The sequence below is a fragment of the Novispirillum itersonii subsp. itersonii ATCC 12639 genome (assembly GCF_000381985.1).
GTDB lineage: Bacteria > Pseudomonadota > Alphaproteobacteria > Rhodospirillales > Rhodospirillaceae > Novispirillum > Novispirillum itersonii.
Window position 1 is genome coordinate 65,610 of record NZ_KB907351.1, and the last position, 16,760, is coordinate 82,369.

Annotated in this window: 14 protein-coding genes; 4 read left to right on the forward strand and 10 right to left on the reverse strand. The window is 64.4% G+C overall.

Annotated features, from left to right (window positions below; translation table 11 throughout):
- Positions 1 to 56 precede the first annotated feature (56 nt).
- The 6 genes from cobO to cobS form a co-directional block, all read right to left on the reverse strand.
- Positions 57 to 701 (reverse strand): cob(I)yrinic acid a,c-diamide adenosyltransferase, encoded by a 645-nt coding sequence (gene cobO, locus G365_RS0117250; protein WP_019646792.1) that lies wholly within the window; start codon positions 699 to 701, stop codon positions 57 to 59.
- Complete coding sequence (gene cobN / locus G365_RS0117255) at positions 698 to 4,432, reverse strand: cobaltochelatase subunit CobN (RefSeq protein ID WP_019646793.1); 3,735 nt, start codon at positions 4,430 to 4,432, stop codon at positions 698 to 700. Before cobN ends, cobO begins: the two co-directional genes overlap by 4 nt.
- The gene (gene cobW / locus G365_RS0117260) at positions 4,432 to 5,475 is read right to left on the reverse strand and encodes a cobalamin biosynthesis protein CobW (protein ID WP_019646794.1); all 1,044 of its coding nucleotides are present in this window, start codon (positions 5,473 to 5,475) and stop codon (positions 4,432 to 4,434) included. Before cobW ends, cobN begins: the two co-directional genes overlap by 1 nt.
- A 61-nt stretch (positions 5,476 to 5,536) precedes the next feature.
- Positions 5,537 to 6,085: a bifunctional adenosylcobinamide kinase/adenosylcobinamide-phosphate guanylyltransferase gene (gene cobU, locus G365_RS0117265; protein WP_211217700.1), complete on the reverse strand. Its 549-nt coding sequence runs from the start codon at positions 6,083 to 6,085 to the stop codon at positions 5,537 to 5,539.
- Positions 6,086 to 6,096: 11 nt separating this feature from the next.
- Positions 6,097 to 6,699, reverse strand: a complete 603-nt coding sequence (locus G365_RS0117270; RefSeq protein WP_019646796.1) for a histidine phosphatase family protein — start codon at positions 6,697 to 6,699, stop codon at positions 6,097 to 6,099.
- 18 nt (positions 6,700 to 6,717) lie between these two features.
- A complete protein-coding gene (cobS, locus tag G365_RS0117275; protein WP_019646797.1) occupies positions 6,718 to 7,476 on the reverse strand; it encodes an adenosylcobinamide-GDP ribazoletransferase in 759 nt (252 codons plus the stop codon).
- Positions 7,477 to 7,580: 104 nt separating this feature from the next.
- Here cobS and cobT point away from each other — a divergent pair, with 104 nt between their 5' ends.
- Genes cobT through ybaK form a run of 3 tightly spaced genes read left to right on the forward strand, consistent with a single transcriptional unit; the run spans position 7,581 to position 9,548 of the window.
- Positions 7,581 to 8,633 (forward strand): nicotinate-nucleotide--dimethylbenzimidazole phosphoribosyltransferase, encoded by a 1,053-nt coding sequence (cobT, locus tag G365_RS0117280; protein WP_019646798.1) that lies wholly within the window; start codon positions 7,581 to 7,583, stop codon positions 8,631 to 8,633.
- On the forward strand, positions 8,633 to 9,058 hold the full coding sequence (gene arfB, locus G365_RS0117285) for an alternative ribosome rescue aminoacyl-tRNA hydrolase ArfB (RefSeq protein WP_019646799.1): 426 nt from the start codon (positions 8,633 to 8,635) through the stop codon (positions 9,056 to 9,058). The genes cobT and arfB overlap by 1 nt, the downstream gene beginning before the upstream one ends.
- A gap of 13 nt (positions 9,059 to 9,071) precedes the next feature.
- On the forward strand, positions 9,072 to 9,548 hold the full coding sequence (gene ybaK, locus G365_RS0117290; protein ID WP_019646800.1) for a Cys-tRNA(Pro) deacylase: 477 nt from the start codon (positions 9,072 to 9,074) through the stop codon (positions 9,546 to 9,548).
- Here ybaK and nhaA read toward each other — a convergent pair.
- The 3 genes from nhaA to ccrA form a co-directional block, all read right to left on the reverse strand.
- Positions 9,545 to 10,699, reverse strand: coding sequence for a Na+/H+ antiporter NhaA (gene nhaA / locus G365_RS0117295; RefSeq protein ID WP_019646801.1), 1,155 nt, complete (start codon positions 10,697 to 10,699; stop codon positions 9,545 to 9,547). The genes ybaK and nhaA overlap by 4 nt on opposite strands.
- Before the next feature lie 255 nt (positions 10,700 to 10,954).
- On the reverse strand, positions 10,955 to 12,616 hold the full coding sequence (locus tag G365_RS0117300) for an acyl-CoA dehydrogenase family protein (RefSeq protein ID WP_019646802.1): 1,662 nt from the start codon (positions 12,614 to 12,616) through the stop codon (positions 10,955 to 10,957).
- 98 nt (positions 12,617 to 12,714) lie between these two features.
- Entirely contained in the window at positions 12,715 to 13,995 is a 1,281-nt protein-coding gene (gene ccrA / locus G365_RS0117305; protein WP_019646803.1) for a crotonyl-CoA carboxylase/reductase, read from the reverse strand.
- A 307-nt stretch (positions 13,996 to 14,302) separates the two neighbouring features.
- Between ccrA and G365_RS0117310 the strand changes: the two genes are divergently transcribed.
- Positions 14,303 to 16,312: a protein meaA gene (locus G365_RS0117310; RefSeq protein ID WP_043742864.1), complete on the forward strand. Its 2,010-nt coding sequence runs from the start codon at positions 14,303 to 14,305 to the stop codon at positions 16,310 to 16,312.
- 43 nt (positions 16,313 to 16,355) lie between these two features.
- Here the strand turns inward: G365_RS0117310 and G365_RS0117315 are convergent, their stop codons facing one another.
- Entirely contained in the window at positions 16,356 to 16,661 is a 306-nt protein-coding gene (locus G365_RS0117315) for a hypothetical protein (protein WP_019646805.1), read from the reverse strand.
- Positions 16,662 to 16,760 lie beyond the last annotated feature (99 nt).

Sequence of the window (16,760 nt, forward strand, 5' to 3'; positions counted from 1 at the left end):
GGGCGGGCTCCGGCAGGGGTCACAGTGGCAGACGGGCAGAGTGGCCCGCCAGAAACTCAGAATTCCACGCCCGGCTGGGCTTTCACACCGCTGCGGAACGGGTGCTTCACCAGTGTCATTTCCGTCACCAGATCGGCAGCCTCGACCAATGGCGGCAGCGCATTGCGCCCGGTCAGCACCACATGCTGCATCGACGGGCGGTTCGCAAGAGCCGTCAGCACCCGGTCCAGCGTCAGATATTCGTAGCGCAGGACAATATTGATTTCGTCAAGAATAACCATCCGGAAATCAGGATTGGTCAGCATTGCCTCGGCCTCGGCCCAGGCCCGCTCCGCCGTGGCGATATCGCGGGTTCGGTCCTGCGTTTCCCACGTAAAGCCTTCCCCCATGGTGCGGAAGGTCACCAGATCCTCAAACCGGGCCAGCACATCACGCTCTGCGGTGTGCATTGCCCCTTTGATGAACTGAACAATCCCGACCCGGAAGCCATGGCCGACACAGCGCAGAGCCATCCCGAAAGCGGCGGAGGACTTCCCCTTTCCTGCCCCGGTATTGACAATGATCAGGCCCTTTTCGACCTGCTTCTCAGTCATGATCCGGTCTCGGACAGCCTTTTTCTTGGCCATCTTACGTTTATGGCGGTCATCCTCTGACTCGTCAGCCTCAGGAGACGGGGCGGCGGTCACATCAAGATCTGTCATGCGGCGGTCCTCAGGCTGTCGAGTACGGAGAGGGTGCTGTTGCGGCGCGGGGTCCACAGCGATCTGTCGATCGCTTCATCAAACCGTGCCGCCATCTCCCGCAGGGCATGGGGATTGGCTTCAGCCAGAAAGGCCCGGACGGCCTCGTCCCCGAGATAGGCGTCAAAAATGGCATCAAAATGGTGGTTGCCGACACAGCGGGCCGTCGCGGCAAAGCCGAACAGATAATCCACCGTCGCCGCCATTTCCGCCGCGCCCTTGTAGCCATGACGCATAGCCCCGGCAATCCATTTGGGGTTGGCGGCACGACCCCGGACAATCCGGGCGATTTCTTCCCGCAGGGTACCGATCCGCGGCGTCTCCGGGCGGGAATGATCAGGGTGATAGATTTCCGGCATCTGGCCGCTCAGCTGTTCCACCGCCGCCGCCAGACCGCCTTCAAACTGATAATATTCATCAGAGTCGAGCAGGTCATGCTCGCGGTTGTCCTGATTCTGCACCACGGCCTGAACCTGTCGCAGACGGTCGCGGAACAGACCGTGGGCCGCCTCGCCCCGGCTGCCGTTGCCATAGGCATAGCCCCCCCACTGCACATAGGCCCGGCCCAGATCGGCACTGTCTTCCCACAGGCCCTCGTCCACCAGCGTCTGTAACCCGGCCCCATAGGCCCCCGGTGCCGCGCCGAACACCCGGAACCCTGCCTGCCGGACCGCCTGCTCCTCCGGCATCCCTTCGGCCTGCAAGCGGTGTACGTCAGCCCGGTATCGGGCAGCCAAAGGATTTTCGTCGGCAGGCTCCTCCAGCGCGGCCACCGCCCGCACCGCACTGTCAAACAGATCAATCAGGGCGGGGAATGCATCACGGAAGAAGCCGGATACCCGCAGGGTAACATCGACCCGGGGACGGTCCAGCACGCTGACCGGCAGAATCTCAAATCCGGTAACCCGACGGCTGGCGGCTTCCCACGTCGGCTTGACGCCAAGAAAGGCCAATGCCTGCGCCAGATCATCCCCGCCGGAGCGCATGTTGGCGGTGCCCCAGGCCGTCACCGCCAGCGCCTGCGGCCATTCCCCATGGTCCTGTGCATGACGCTCCAGCAGTAGGGTGGCGGATTTCCAGCCCAGCGCCCATGCGGCGGGCGTCGGTACCGTACGGGTATCGACCGAAAAGAAATTCCGTCCCGTCGGCAGAACATCCGGACGACCCCGGGTCGGTGCCCCGGATGGCCCCGGTGGGACAAAACGACCCTCAAGCCCACGCAGCAGACCCGCCATTTCTGCCGGGCCGCATCCGGCTACAACCGGCCGCAGGGTCTGTATAATCCATGCCACACTGGCCGCCGACTGCGGGCCGGGGGCGGCCTGCCCACCGGACACCACCTGCCGGGCCAGCAGTTCCAGCCGCTCCACCGTATCACCGGTGCTGCGCCACAGATCATCACTGACTGCCTGCAGGACGGTCGGGCGTGGCCCGGTCCATGGGTCTGCCATCACAGCCGCCAGCGGATCAAAGGCAAGATCGAGATCCGCCGCCAGCGCCCGCAGCAGACTCTGCTGTCCGGGGCGGTGGGCTTCCCCCACCGGGCTTTGCCCCGGGACCCGGGCAAGCGCCACCAGAAGATCCGTCAGGGCATCACCCTGCGGTGACTGGCCGAAAATATGCAGACCATCCCGGATCTGCAGCTCCTTCAGGTCGCACAGGTGATTGTCGAGCCGGGCCAGGGCCTCGGTCTCATCCTCAACCCCTTCAAATCCAAGATCACGGTCCAGCCCCAGCACCCTCGACAGGCTGAGAATCTCTTCCCGCAGGATCGCCAGCCGACGGGGATCAACCCCGGCAGCCTCATAATATTCATCGACCAGCGCCTCAAGATCCTTCAGCGGGCCATAGCTTTCAGCCCGGGTCAGCGGCGGGGTCAGATGGTCGATAATCACCGCACTGCTACGGCGCTTGGCCTGCGTCCCTTCGCCCGGGTCGTTGACAATAAACGGATACAGATGGGGCAGCGGCCCCAGCACCGCTTCGGGGAAGCAGTCCGCCGACAGTGCCACTGCTTTTCCCGGCAGCCATTCCAGGGTGCCATGCTTGCCAACGTGGACCACCGCCTGCGCCCTGAACTGCTCCCGCAGGAACACATAGAAGGCCAGATAGCCGTGCGGCGGTGGCAGGGCCGGATCGTGATAGCTGGCGACCGGATCAACATCCGCGCCACGGGACGGCTGAATCCCGACCATGACCCCGCCCAGATCCAGCAGAGGCAGGGCAAAATGACCGCAGGACAAAGCCCCCGGACGGAACCACGGATCCCGCTCCGGCGGCCCCCAGCGGTCCAGCATCGCCTGCCGGGCGGCGTCCGGCAGAGCCGAAAAGGCCAGCATATACTCCGGCAACGCCAGTTCCACACCGGCGCCGGTATGACGCTGGCCGTTGGTCGGCCCGGCCAGCAGACGGTCAAGCAGGTCTGCCCCGGTCAGGGGAACATTCCGCAGCCGATACCCGGCCCCCTGCAAAGCCGCCAGAATACCGGCAACCGCCGCCGGGGTATCCAGACCGACACCATTGCCAATCCGGCCATCACGGTTGGGGTAATTGGCCAAGACAAAAGCCACCCGCCGGTCCGCCGGGGCGGCATGGCGCAGCCGGGCCCAGTTAGCCGTCAGGTCCGCAACGAACGCTATACGGTCCGGGACCGGGGCGTAGGTCAGCAAATCGCACTGCGTCGCCTCATCCCGCCGCGACGCCGCCTTAAACGACACCGCCCGGCTGAGTATCCGCCCGTCCACCTCCGGCAGGGCCACATTCATGGCAATGTCGCGGGCAATCAGGCCGTTGCTGCCCTTCCGCCACACCGCTTCGCTGCCACCGGAGAAAATCACCTGCAGTACCGGGCAGTCAGCGGTGGAAAACGGTGTGTCCCGCGCTTCGCCGGGGGCGGCAACGGCAAAGGCGGTCCCATTCAGGATCACCGAGGACGGATGATCGGCCAACAGGCTTTCCAGCACCCCGGCGGCCAGAGAATCCTTCAGACTGGTGACAAAGGCCGGCAGCGGATTGAGGCCGCGCTCCAGCAGAGCCTCGGCCAGTGCCAGAACCGGCGCGGTGTTTCCGGCATGAACCAACGCCCGGTAAAAGACCAGCGGCACCACCGGTGCCCCATCGGTCCAACGGTCACGGATCTCGACCGGGAACACCCCGGCAGGCGGCAACGGTGCCGGTTCGGTCCATTCCACCGCCCGCCCGGTCAGGCTGGCAGCGTAACACAAAAAGCGGTGAGCGTTCTCGACCCCACCCTGCACCAGATACTGCCACAGGCGATGGGCAGCGGCGGCGGGCACAGATCCGGCAGCCGCCAGATCAGCGTCCGGCTGATCATCACCCGGCACAAACGCCACGGGAATCCCGCGGCGACGGCATTCCTGACTGACCTGCTCCACCCCATAGGCCCAGTACCCACGCCCGCCAATCACCCGCACCACCACCAACCGGGCCTGACTGATGATCTGATCAACATACAGATCAACCGACATGTTATGGCCCAGCGCCAGAAGGCTGGCGAGGCGCAGCACCGGCGCGGCGGGGTCTTCCGCCAGACGGCGGGCCTGCGCCTGTGCCAGACAGGCAAGGTCACTGTCGGCAGCCGACAGCACGACCACATCACCCGGTGTCTGCCCGAGGTCGATCGCGTCCGTGCCGTCGGTGATGGCCCCGGGGGTAGCGGCAAGCAGATGCATCAGGCGGCAGTACCGAGGATGCGGGCGGTGATCGACTCGCGGTCCAGACCATGCAGGCCGATCACCACCAGACGGCTGCGGCGGTCTTCCCCGGCCTTCCACGCCCGGTCATAGTAGCGGTCAAGGCGCGGCCCGACCGCCTGCACCAGATGGCGCATCGGCTTACCCGGAACATCAATGAAGCCTTTGATCCGCAGGATATTGTGCTCGGTGATCGCGGTATGCAGACGGGCTTCAAGACCATCCAGATCCGTCACCGCCCCGAGATCGACATGGAACGACTCGAAATCGTCGTGGTCATGGTCTTCTTCGGTCTCATGGTGCGAGGGCCGGTTTTCCAGATCATCCTCAGCTGCCGCGCCCATCCCCAGCAGAACCCGCGGATCCATCTGGCCGCGGTGGGTCGGCACCACCTTAACCCCGGAACGGACCTGTTCCGTGACGGTCTTCAGCACCGTGTCGAGACCCGGTTCATCAATCAGATCGGCCTTGTTCAGCAGGACCATGTCAGCACACAGGATCTGGTCGGTGTAGACCTCCTCCAGCGGATTGTCATGATCCAGCGAGTCATCGGATTCGCGCTGCACCTGCACCGCGTCGGGGTCATCGGCAAAGCGACCTTCCGCCACCGCCGGGGCATCCAGCACCGCCACCACACCATCCACCGTCACCCGGGAGCGGATTTCCGGCCAGTTAAAGGCCTTAACCAGCGGCTTCGGCAGGGCCAGACCGGATGTTTCGATCACGATATGGTCTGGCGGATCAGCCCGGTTGATCAGGGCCTGCATGGTCGGCAGGAATTCATCAGCAACGGTGCAGCAGATACAGCCGTTCGGCAGTTCGATGATGTTGTCTTCTTCACAGCCCGGCACCCCGCAGGCTGCCAGAATGTCACGGTCCACCCCCAGATCGCCGAACTCGTTAATGACCAGCGCGATCCGCTTGCCATCGGCGTTTTCCATCAGGTGCCGGACCAGCGTGGTTTTCCCGGCCCCAAGGAAACCGGTGATGACGGTGGCGGGAATCTTATGCAGCGACTTCATCGGGGAGGGTTCCTTCACGGGAATAACAGCGACACATCGGTGCTGCGGCGCAGCAAGTACCTCAGAGCGACACCAAAGTGGGTGATTTAAGAACCATTGGCAACCCGGCTGCGATAAATTCCACGCGCTGTGACACTGCTGCCACGGCCTGATTCAGCCGCCCGGCGGCATCCCGGAAGCGCCGGGCCAGCGCATTGTCCGGGACGATCCCCAGCCCGACCTCGTTGCTGACACAGATCACCGGCCCGGAACAGCGTTGCAGAGCCGCCACCAGAGCCGCCGATTCGGCCTCAAGATCGTGGTCGGCCAGCAGATGGTTGGTCAGCCACAGCGTCAGACAATCCACCAGAACCGGGCGGCCACTGAAGTCACGCCCCAGAACCCCGGCAAGGTCCAGCGGCTCTTCAATTGTTTCCCACTCTGCCCCACGCTGCTGCTGATGCAGCGCAATTCTCTCCGCCATTTCGGCATCAAAGCACTGACTGGTGGCAATATAGACTGGCGGAACTGTCTCTGGCGTCAACGCGGCAGCGATCAGGGTTTCGGCCCGGCGGGACTTGCCGGAACGGGCCCCGCCAAGAATCAGGGTCAGGGGCGGAAGGCTGCTCATGGTATCCCCCATCAGGGCAGGCTGTTGGTGCAGACGATCCGGCTGCCGCCGGGGCCAACATCAATCCGGGTCAGGGTCAGGTTATCCATCCCGAAGCTGAAGGCCGGGCCGGGGGCGGCCCCCACCCCCAAGGCCAGTGCCAGCGCGGCACGGATAGTACCGGCGTGGGCAACCACCGCCAGATCGGTATCAGGATATGCCTGACACAGCAGGGCGATTGCCCGTTCCACCCGTTGGCACTGCGCGACAAAACTTTCTCCGCCCGGCGGCGCAGTAGCCGCCGCATCCCGCCAGAACCCCAGCGTATCGGCCTGCTCGGTGATCTCATCCCAGCGCTTGCCGTCCCACGCACCGAAATCCTGCTCCATCAGGTCATCAATCAGCCGGTCCGGGACACGGCCCCAGAGTGCTTCTGCGGTTGACCGGGCCCGCAGCAGCGGGCTGGAGACCAGAACCGCCCTCTCCGGTATCCGCTGGCGCAGGGCGGCCAGACGGACGGTATCGGTCAGGTCACAGGGGCGGTCAGCCCGCCCGACCAGCGTGCCGCGTGGCACCGGTACTGGGGCATGACGGATCCACCAGAAGCGGGTCCCTGTAAAAGTGGCGCTGCTCATCTCACACCCTCTTCCCTTTTAATGACCTGAGGCTACCAGCCAGATCAGGCACAGGGTTTCCGCCAGTGCGGCCCCGGCCCCAAGAACATCCCCGGTCTGACCACCGATTTTCCGCCATGCCAGCCAGCTCCAGCCCAACACGAGAACACCGGCAGCCGTTGCCGCCTGCAATCCGCTCCCCCCTGTCGCGGTCATCGCGATCCCGGCAGCCAGCGCCCATGCCACCAGCACTCCCCAGCCGGGCATCTTTCCGGCACCGGCCCCCAGACCGTCAGACCGGGCCGGAGGCAGCAGCGCCAGCGTCAGGGGCAGAGTGGCCCGCCCCAGTGCCGGTGCCACCAGCAACGCCAGCGCCCCATCGGGGACCGAGGCGCCGGAGAGGGCCGCCCAGCGTAGCCCCAGAATCAGGATCAAAGCCAACGCCCCATACGTCCCCAGCCGCGAATCCCGCAGGATTTCAAGCCGCCGCTCCCGGCGATGACTGCCCCAGAAGCCATCGGCCACATCAGCCAGACCGTCTTCATGCAATCCGCCGGTCAGCAGCAGGCCAGTGCCGAGGGCCAGACCGGCCGCCACCGGCGCCGTCAGACCGACCGCATGTGCAACGGTCCAGACCACTGCCATGCCAGCCCCAATGACCACACCGACCAGCGGGGCCGCCCACAGGGCCAGACCGACCGGCGCCACCGGCTCCCGCAGGCGGGGCAAGGGCAGCCGGGTCAAAAATACAAAAGCCAGATGCAGGGTATCAACCGCCTGCCGGACGAAAGGGGTCATCGGAACAATTCCCCGGTGTTTTTTCCCCGGCGGCAATGGCGCCCGCCGCGCCGGGGGTGTAAACAGACGGCACATCCTTTCCCGTCCCTGCCGCAGGTGCAAGCATGACGACGCTGACCGCGCCCGTTTCCTCCGCCGACGTTCTGTCCGGCCTGACTTCTCTGGATGCGATCCGCGCTCTGCTGCGGGCCCTGCCGGGCCCGGACCTGACGGCACAGGCCGCAGCCACCGCCCGGGAGCCGACCCTGACCAAGCCGCCCGGTGCGCTGGGCCGTCTGGAAACGCTGGCCCTGTGGCTGGCGGGCTGGCAGGGGCAACATCCGCCACAGGTGGAAACCCCCCGCTGTGTGGTCTTTGCCGGTAACCACGGCGTCGCCGCGCTGGGCGTTTCCGCCTTCCCTGCCGCCGTCACCCTGCAGATGGTGCTGAACTTTGAACGCGGTGGGGCGGCGGTGAATCAGCTGTGCCGGGCCAATGGTGTGGCGCTGGAGGTGGTCGCGCTGGATCTCGACACGCCGACCGCAGACTTCACGCAGGCACCGGCAATGACGGACGCTGAGTTCCTCGCCGCCTTCCGCGCCGGAGTTGAACAGGGCCTGCGCCCGGCGGACCTGCTGTGTCTGGGCGAGATGGGCATCGCCAACACCACCGCCGCCGCCGCGCTGGCGCTGGCGCTGTTCGGCGGTACGGCAGAAGACTGGACCGGCCCCGGTACCGGCGTGCATGGTGCCGCCCTCAGCCGCAAAGCCGAAGTGGTGGCGGCCGGTGTGGCTCGCCACCTGCCGGAAGCAACCGATGCACTGGATCTGCTGCGCCGTCTGGGGGGGCGCGAACTGGCAGCAATGGCCGGGGCTGTCTTTGGCGCCCGCCTGAACCGGGTGCCGGTGGTGCTGGACGGATTTATCTGTACCGCTTCGGCTGCGGTCCTGCAGGCCATCGCCCCCGGCGCACTGGACCATTGTGTGGTCGGCCACGCCTCGCAGGAACCCGGACACCGCCGGATGCTGGACAGACTTGGGCAAAAGGCCCTGCTGGATCTCGACCTGCGGCTGGGGGAAGCATCGGGTGCGGTCACCGCAGTCCCGATCCTGCGGGCGGCGGCGGCCTGCCATGCCGGAATGGCCACCTTCGCCGAAGCCGGGGTCAGCGACACCTGATGATCCCCGTCACCCGCACCATCAGCCTGCACGAAGATGAGCTGGAGGAAACCTTTGCCCGCTCCTCCGGCCCCGGCGGGCAGAATGTCAACAAGGTGGAAACCGCCGTCCAGCTTCGGTTCAACGTGCTGGCCTCGCCCAGTCTGCCGGAGCCGGTGCGGGCCCGCCTGAAGCAGCTGGCCGGACGACGGATGACGCTGGACGGGGTGCTGATCATCACCGCGCAGGAGTTCCGCAGTCAGGAGCGGAACCGTGCCGCAGCGCTGGAAAAGCTGCTGGAGCTGATCCGCGAAGCCGCCAAACCGCCACCGCCGAAGCGCCGCCCGACCAAACCGACCAAAGGGTCGCAGGAACGACGGCTGACCTCGAAGGGCAAACGCGGGGCGGTCAAATCCCTGCGTCAGAACAAATCCGGCTGGGACTGAGGAAAATCTGACGATGGCGAAAAAGACCACCGCCACCATGGCCATGGACCGGGCCAAAAAGCCCTATCAGCTTCTGGAATACCCCTATGACCCGGACGCCGCCTCTATCGGGCTGCATGCGGCGGAGTCGCTGGGGCTGCCACCGTCACAGGTGTTCAAGACCCTGATGACAACGGCGGGGGACGAGGCCCTGATTGCCGTCGTCCCCTCAGACCGTGAGCTGAACCTGAAAGCACTGGCGCAGGCTGCCGGTAAGAAAGCCGTCAGTATGATGAAAGGGCCTGACGCCGAACGCCTGTCCGGCTACAGGATCGGCGGCATTTCTCCGCTGGGGCAGAAGAAGCGGCTGCGGACGTTTTTTGATGGCTCCGCCCTGCTCTTTCCCTTCATCGTCATCAACGGCGGGCAGCGCGGCCTGCAGATTCAGGCCGCGCCGCAGGATCTTCTTGAGGTTACCGGCGGTCTCCCCGCCCCCCTTGCGAGCGGTTAATCCGCCCGCTGCTGCGGTGTCAGCCGGAATGCGGCTGCCGCCAGCAGCAGAGAAAGAACCGATCCACTCAATACCCCCAGACGGGCTGCCGACTCGGCGGCGTCATCTCCGGCGAAGGCCAGACCGCCGATAAACAGGCTCATGGTGAAGCCGATGCCGCACAGACAGCCGACGCTGACCAGATTGCCGGTCGAAAACGGCAACGGCGTGCGGGCCAAACGGGCCACCAGCACTGTGGTCAGCACCACGCCGACCGGCTTGCCCAATGCCAGCCCCAACGCCACACCGGCCGAGACGCCGCCCAGCATCTGCACCGGATCAAGCCCGGCGAATGAAACCCCGGCAGCACAGAAGGCAAACACCGGCAGTACGCCGTAGGCCGACACCGGATGCAGGGCGTGTTCCAGCTGTTCCAGACGGGTGGATCGCCCGACAGCCGTGGATGGCACCACCATCGCCGCCGCCACCGCCATCACGGAGGTATGCACCCCGGCTTCCTTCGACAGTGCCCACGTCACCAGACCGATCACCGGATAAACCCACACCGGCAAGGGGGCCCGCTGACTGAGCAGAAACGTCACGACCAGCAGGGCAAGGGCAATCAGCAGCGGGGTCACAGCCAGACCATGGGTGAACAGCACCCCGATCAGCACAATCGCCATCAGGTCATCGACGACCGCCAGTGTCAGCAGAAACAGCCGAACCCGGGTATCAATCCCCGGTGCCAGCACCGCCAAGGCCGCCAGCGCAAAGGCGATGTCCGTCGCCACCGGCACCGGCCAGCCACGCGGGTCAACGGATCCGGCCAGCAGGCTGTATAGCACCACCGGCATCACCGCCCCGCCAAAAGCCGCTGCCACCGGCAACAGGACAGTTTTAGGGTCCGACAGTTCCCCCAGTGTCAGTTCCCGCTTCAGTTCAAGACCGACAACGTAGAAGAACACCGCCATCAGGCCGTCTTTCACCCAGTCCTTTGCCGTTGCCTCGATCTTCCAGACCCCAAGGTCCAGCGTCAGCGGTGTTTTCAGAGCCGCAGCATAGAGCGGCCCGGCGGCGGTATTGGCAACGATCAGGGCCACAATGGCGGCCAGTGCCAGCAGGGCACCGCCCCCGGCTTCGGTCTTGAGAAAGGTCAGAACGGCACGGCGCATCGGCAGGCAGTCTCCTCACGGTGTGCGCCACCGGACTCCGGGGCGGCGGCAATCCCCATCCGGGTTAAGGTGGGGAGCGGATGCGCCCGGGTCAAGAAATTGTTTCGCGAAAACATATTTCCGCCAAAAAACAAGGGGCACCGCTGCGGCCAATCAGCGGTGCCCCCAATGTTCCCGGCGGTGCGTCGCGCCCTGCCCGCAGCCTTATCGGCGCAGACGGCAGGGCGCCACCGGGAACAGTCCCGGCAGGGTGTCTCAGCGGCTCAGCAGGCCACGGGCCACCACCTGCGCCTGAATTTCCGCCGCCCCTTCAAAGATGTTGAGGATACGGGAATCACACAGCACCCGGCTGATCTGATATTCCTCGGCGTAGCCGTTGCCGCCATGGATCTGCAGGGCGTTATCGGCATTCGACCAGGCGACACGGGCCGCCAGCAGCTTGGCCATCCCGGCTTCGATGTCGCAGCGGATATCGGCATCCTTCTCCCGCCCGGCGAACCATGTCAGCTGGCGGGCGACCATGGTTTCCACCACCGCCCAGGCAATCTTCTGGTGCACGCGGGGGAAATCAAACAGCGGCTTGCCGAACTGGATCCGCTCCTGCGCGTACCGCAGACCGATTTCCAGCGCATTCTGGGCCACACCGACAGCGCGGGCCGCCGTCTGAATACGGGCCGACTCGAAGGTTTCCATCAGCTGCTTGAAGCCCTGCCCCTCGGCGCCGCCCAGCAGATTTTCCGCCGGGACGGTGAAGCCGTCGAAGGACAGCTCATATTCTTTCATGCCCCGGTAACCGAGGACCTTGATCTCGCCGCCGGTCATCCCTTCCGCCGGGAACGGGTTCTCATCGGTGCCACGCGGCTTTTCGGCCAGCAGCATCGACAGCCCCTTATACCCGGATTCATCAGGGTTGGTCCGGGTCAGCAGGGTCATCAGATCCGACCGGCTGGCATGGGTGATCCAGGTTTTGTTGCCGGTCACCACATACTGGTCGCCCTGCCTGACGGCACGGGTCCGCAGGCTGGCGAGATCAGACCCGGTATTCGGTTCGGTAAACACCGCTGTCGGCAGAATCTCGCCACTGGCGATCTTGGGCAGATATTTCTGCTTCTGGGCTTCGGTGCCCCCCAGACGGATCAGCTCTCCGGCGATTTCGGAACGGGTGCCAAGAGAGCCGACACCGATATACCCGCGTGACAGTTCTTCCGTCACCAGACACATCGCCATCTTGCCCATCCCCAACCCACCGAATTCTTCGGGGATGGTCAGGCCGAAGACGCCCATCTCGGCCATCTGTTCGACGATCTCCAGCGGGATCAGCTCGTCCTTCAGATGCCAGTCGTGACAGTGCGGAACCACCTGCTCCTCAACAAAGCGACGGAACTGATCGCGGATCACCTGCAGGGTTTCGTCATCCAGTGCCGGATCCCCGAAGTGACCGTCGCGCACCAGCTCGGCGATACGCTTCTTACAGGCCGCGGTGAAACCGTGCTCACGCAGCAGGGTGGTGTACGGGGACTGCATCAGCTGGCGCTGACGCACCTCGATCCCGAAGTCGGCCAGCCGGACGAACTCGCCCTGACTCATCGGCAGACCGCCGTAAATCTGGTGCAGGTACTCGGAATAAGCCGCCTGCAGAATCAGCTGTTCCAGTTCGCCGAACCGCCCGGAAGCATCCAGACGGCGCCCCCAGTTCAGCATCTGCTCCAGCGCCGCCACATAGGTGGTGTACCAGGCATAGCCGTGGGCGGCGTGCTGGTTCTGCTCAAACAGCAGGCTGTCAATTTTCCCTTCCGGGGCCACCAGCTTCAGGACAGCGGTGTGCAGGGTCTTGCGCACATCGCGGGCCAGTTCACAGGCCCGTTCGCAGGTGTACAGAAGGTCAGAAATAATCAGCGGCTTGCCCATGGCGGACATGATCGGCAACTCCCCAAAGGACCGGAGGATGTGGGAGACTGGAAAATACAGAGGACACCGGACCGGGGCAGGCCCCCGGCCCGGGGATATCAGCGGACTCAGGCGTCGAGGCTGTCTTCAAGCGTACGGCGGCCCGGCTTCACGGCCTGCACCATCACCGCCATGTTGCCGGGCTTGTGCTGGTTGCGCAGCATCTTGGTGTGAGCCTTCGGAATATCATCCCACGAGAACACTTCCGACATGCACGGGTCGATCCGGCGCTCAATCACCAGCTGGTTGGCCTGATTGGCTTCCTTGGCATGGGCGAAATGGCTGCCCTGAATACGCTTCTGCCGCATCCACACGAAACGGGCGTCGAAGGTCAGGTTAAAGCCGGTGGTCCCGGCACAGAACACCACCATGCCGCCGCGCTTCACCACGTTGCATGACACCGGGAAGGTCTGTTCGCCCGGATGTTCAAAGACGATATCGACGTCCTTGCCCTTGCCGGTGATGTCCCAGATTGCCTTCCCGAACTTACGGACTTCGCCCATGTATTCAGAAAAGCCTTCGCCGTTAACCTTCGGCAGCTGACCCCAGCACTTGAAGTCATTGCGGTTCAGAACCGCCTTGGCACCAAGGCTCATCACGAAATCGCGCTTGGTTTCATCAGAGATGATGCCGATGGCATTGGCCCCGACCGTGGCGCACAGCTGCACCGCCATCGACCCCAGGCCACCGGAAGCCCCCCACACCAGCACATTGTGACCCGGGCGGATGATGTGCGGACGGTGGCCGAACAGCATGCGGTAGGCGGTGGCCAGCGTCAGGGTGTAGCAGGCGGCTTCTTCCCATGTCAGGTGCTTCGGCTTCGGCATCACCTGCTGGGCCTGCACGCGGGTGAACTGGGCGAAGGAGCCGTCGGGAGTCTCATAACCCCAGATCCGCTGGCTGGGCGAGAACATCGGATCGCCGCCGTTACATTCGTCGTCTTCGCCATCAGTCTGGTTGCAGTGGACCACCACTTCATCCCCGACTTTCCAGCGCTTCACCTTGGAGCCGACAGCCCAGACAATGCCCGAGGCATCAGACCCGGCAATGTGATAGTCGGCCTTGTGGACGTCAAACGGGCTGATCGGCTTGCCCAGACCGGCCCAGACGCCGTTGTAATTGACACCCGCCGCCATCACCATGATCAGCACTTCGTGCGAATCCAGAACCGGGGTGTCAACCACTTCGATCAGGAAAGACTGCTCGGGATCGCCATGGCGTTCCCGGCGGATCGCCCAGGCGTACATGTTTTTCGGCACATGGCCGAGGGGCGGCAGCTCGCCCAGTTCATACAGGTCTTTCTTCTGCTGGCCGGGGAACAGCTCGATCACCTGAGCGGCTTCGGTCATGACGTGGAACTCCCTTGTTTCTCGATCTGCGCGCCGGGCGCTGACAGCGCCGCACAGCGGGCGGGAACGGTTGCGATTCGGTCTGGCGTCTGCGTTCAGGACCCGGAGACACAGCCAGTTGGAGCGGTCGGTTCCGGGGAGGTGTTGGTGCGCCCTTTCTTCGCTTCTACCGTTTTGTGACTTCCTTCGCAATGCACAAAATGATAGTTTCTTTCTTAGGGATGTTCCCAAAAGTAATAATTGTTCGCGTTTTACGCCACTCAGAGGCTGTTCCCCGTCTAAAAAACGCGTGATGATGGAGAAACCGATGTCCGAGAAGCCCGTTTCCGCCGCCTCTTCCGCAGCGCAAAACCGGGACAAACCCTGGCTTTTCCGCACTTATTCGGGGCATTCCTCGGCGCGGGAGACCAACCATCTCTTCCGAACGAATCTTTCGCGGGGCCAGACCGGCCTGTCGGTGGCCTTCGATCTGCCGACACAGACCGGGTATGACTCCGACCATGTTCTCGCCCGCGGCGAAGTCGGCAAGGTCGGGGTGCCGGTCGGACATCTGGGGGACATGATGGCCCTGTTCGAGGGGATCCCCCTCGATAAGATGAACACCTCAATGACCATCAACGCCCCGGCGGCGTGGCTGCTGTCGCTGTACATTGCCGCCGCTGAACGGCAGGGCGCGGCCCGTGATACCCTGTCGGGCACCACCCAGAACGACATCATCAAGGAATACCTGTCGCGCGGGACCTACATTTTCCCGCCGCAGCCGAGCCTGCGGCTGATCAACGACGTCATCGCCTTTACCTACAAAGAAGTTCCCAAGTGGAACCCGATGAACGTCTGCTCCTATCACCTGCAGGAAGCCGGAGCGACCCCGGAGCAGGAACTGGCCTTCGCGCTGGCCACCTCCATCGCCGTGCTGGATACCGTCAAAGCCGGGGGGCAGGTGCCGGACGCCGATTTCGGGCAGGTCGTCGGCCGGATCAGCTTTTTCGTCAACGCCGGAATCCGCTTTGTCACCGAACTCTGCAAGATGCGGGCGTTCACTGAGCTGTGGGATGAGATCACCCGCGACCGCTACGGCGTTGCCGACGAAAAATTCCGCCGCTTCCGCTATGGCGTACAGGTCAACAGCCTTGGCCTGACCGAACCGCAGCCGGAAAACAACGTTTACCGCATCCTGCTGGAAATGCTGGCGGTCACCCTGTCGAAAAACGCCCGCGCCCGCGCCGTGCAGCTGCCCGCCTGGAACGAAGCCCTCGGCCTGCCGCGTCCGTGGGATCAGCAATGGTCCCTCCGTCTGCAGCAGATCGTCGCCTATGAAACCGACCTTCTGGAATATGCCGATATCTTCGACGGATCCCACGCGATCACCGAAAAGGTGGAAGCCCTGAAGGCGCAGGCGCGTGAGGAACTGGCCCGGATCGATGCCATGGGCGGGGCGGTGGCTGCCATCGACTCCAGCTACATGAAGCAGAAGCTGGTCGAATCGAACACCCGCCGCCTGAAAGCGATCGAATCGGGCGAGCAGATCGTGGTCGGCGTCAATAAGTTCACTGAAGGGGCCCCCAGCCCGCTGACCGCCGGAGACGGCGCGATCATGACCGTTGACCCGAAGGTGGAAAACGAACAGATCGAGGCCCTGAAAGCCTGGCGGGCCAGCCGCGACTCCAAGGCTGTCGAGTCGGCGCTGGCCGGTCTGCGCTCCGCCCTGCAGGAAGGCCGTAATGTGATGGAACCCTCCATCGCCTGCGCCCATGCCGGGGTCACCACCGGGGAATGGTCTGACGTGCTGCGTCAGGTGTTCGGCGAATACCGGGCCCCGACCGGGGTTGGCCGGGCCGCCAGCGAAGAGAAGACCGGTCGCCTTGCCGATGTCCGCACCCACGTTGATGCCGTTTCGGCCCGCCTCGGGCGGCGGATCAAAATGCTGGTCGGCAAGCCGGGGCTGGACGGCCATTCCAACGGGGCAGAACAGGTCGCGGTGCGCGCCCGTGATGCCGGGATGGAAGTGGTTTATGAGGGGATCCGCCTGACTCCGGCTCAGATCGTCAACGCTGCACTGGAAGAAAGTGTGCACGTCGTCGGCCTGTCAATTCTGTCCGGATCGCACGTGCCGCTGGTGACCGAAGTGCTGGAACGGATGAAGGCCAACGGGCTGGATGATATTCCGGTGATCGTCGGCGGCATCATTCCGCCGGAAGACGAGCGCCTGCTGCTGGATGCCGGTGTCGCCCGGGTATACACCCCGAAAGATTATGACCTGACCGGCATTATGGCCGATATCGTCAGCCTGCTGGATACCCGTCAGGCCGCAGCCTGACGCCGAAACCCGGGGCGGCAGAAGCCGCCCCGGCCCCGGCCCATCACCGGGTCCGCCGGTATCCCTGACCGGTCATGCAGCTTTCCAGCGCACGGTCATAGGCCTCTTTGCGCTTTTTTGCCTCGATGGTGGTCATCTGCAGGGCCCCGCCACCGTCCCCGTCATAGGAGCGGACTCCGGCGGTTTCATTGGCGTCGGCACGGCAGTAATTCCAGTCTTCCGTGACCTTCTTGGTCGGTACGCCCGGCTTGCTCCAGTCCGGCTTGGCGGAACACCCTGCGACCAGAAGCGCCCCGACGGCACAGACCAGCAGGCAGACACCCCGCTTACCCATTCCCACGCGCTGCATCCTCAATAGTCCTTTCAAGCAGTGTGACCCGGTTTCTGCCCCGAACCATACGGCGACAGCACCCTGCGGTCACGCTTTCTTCCCTACCGTGTTCGGCAG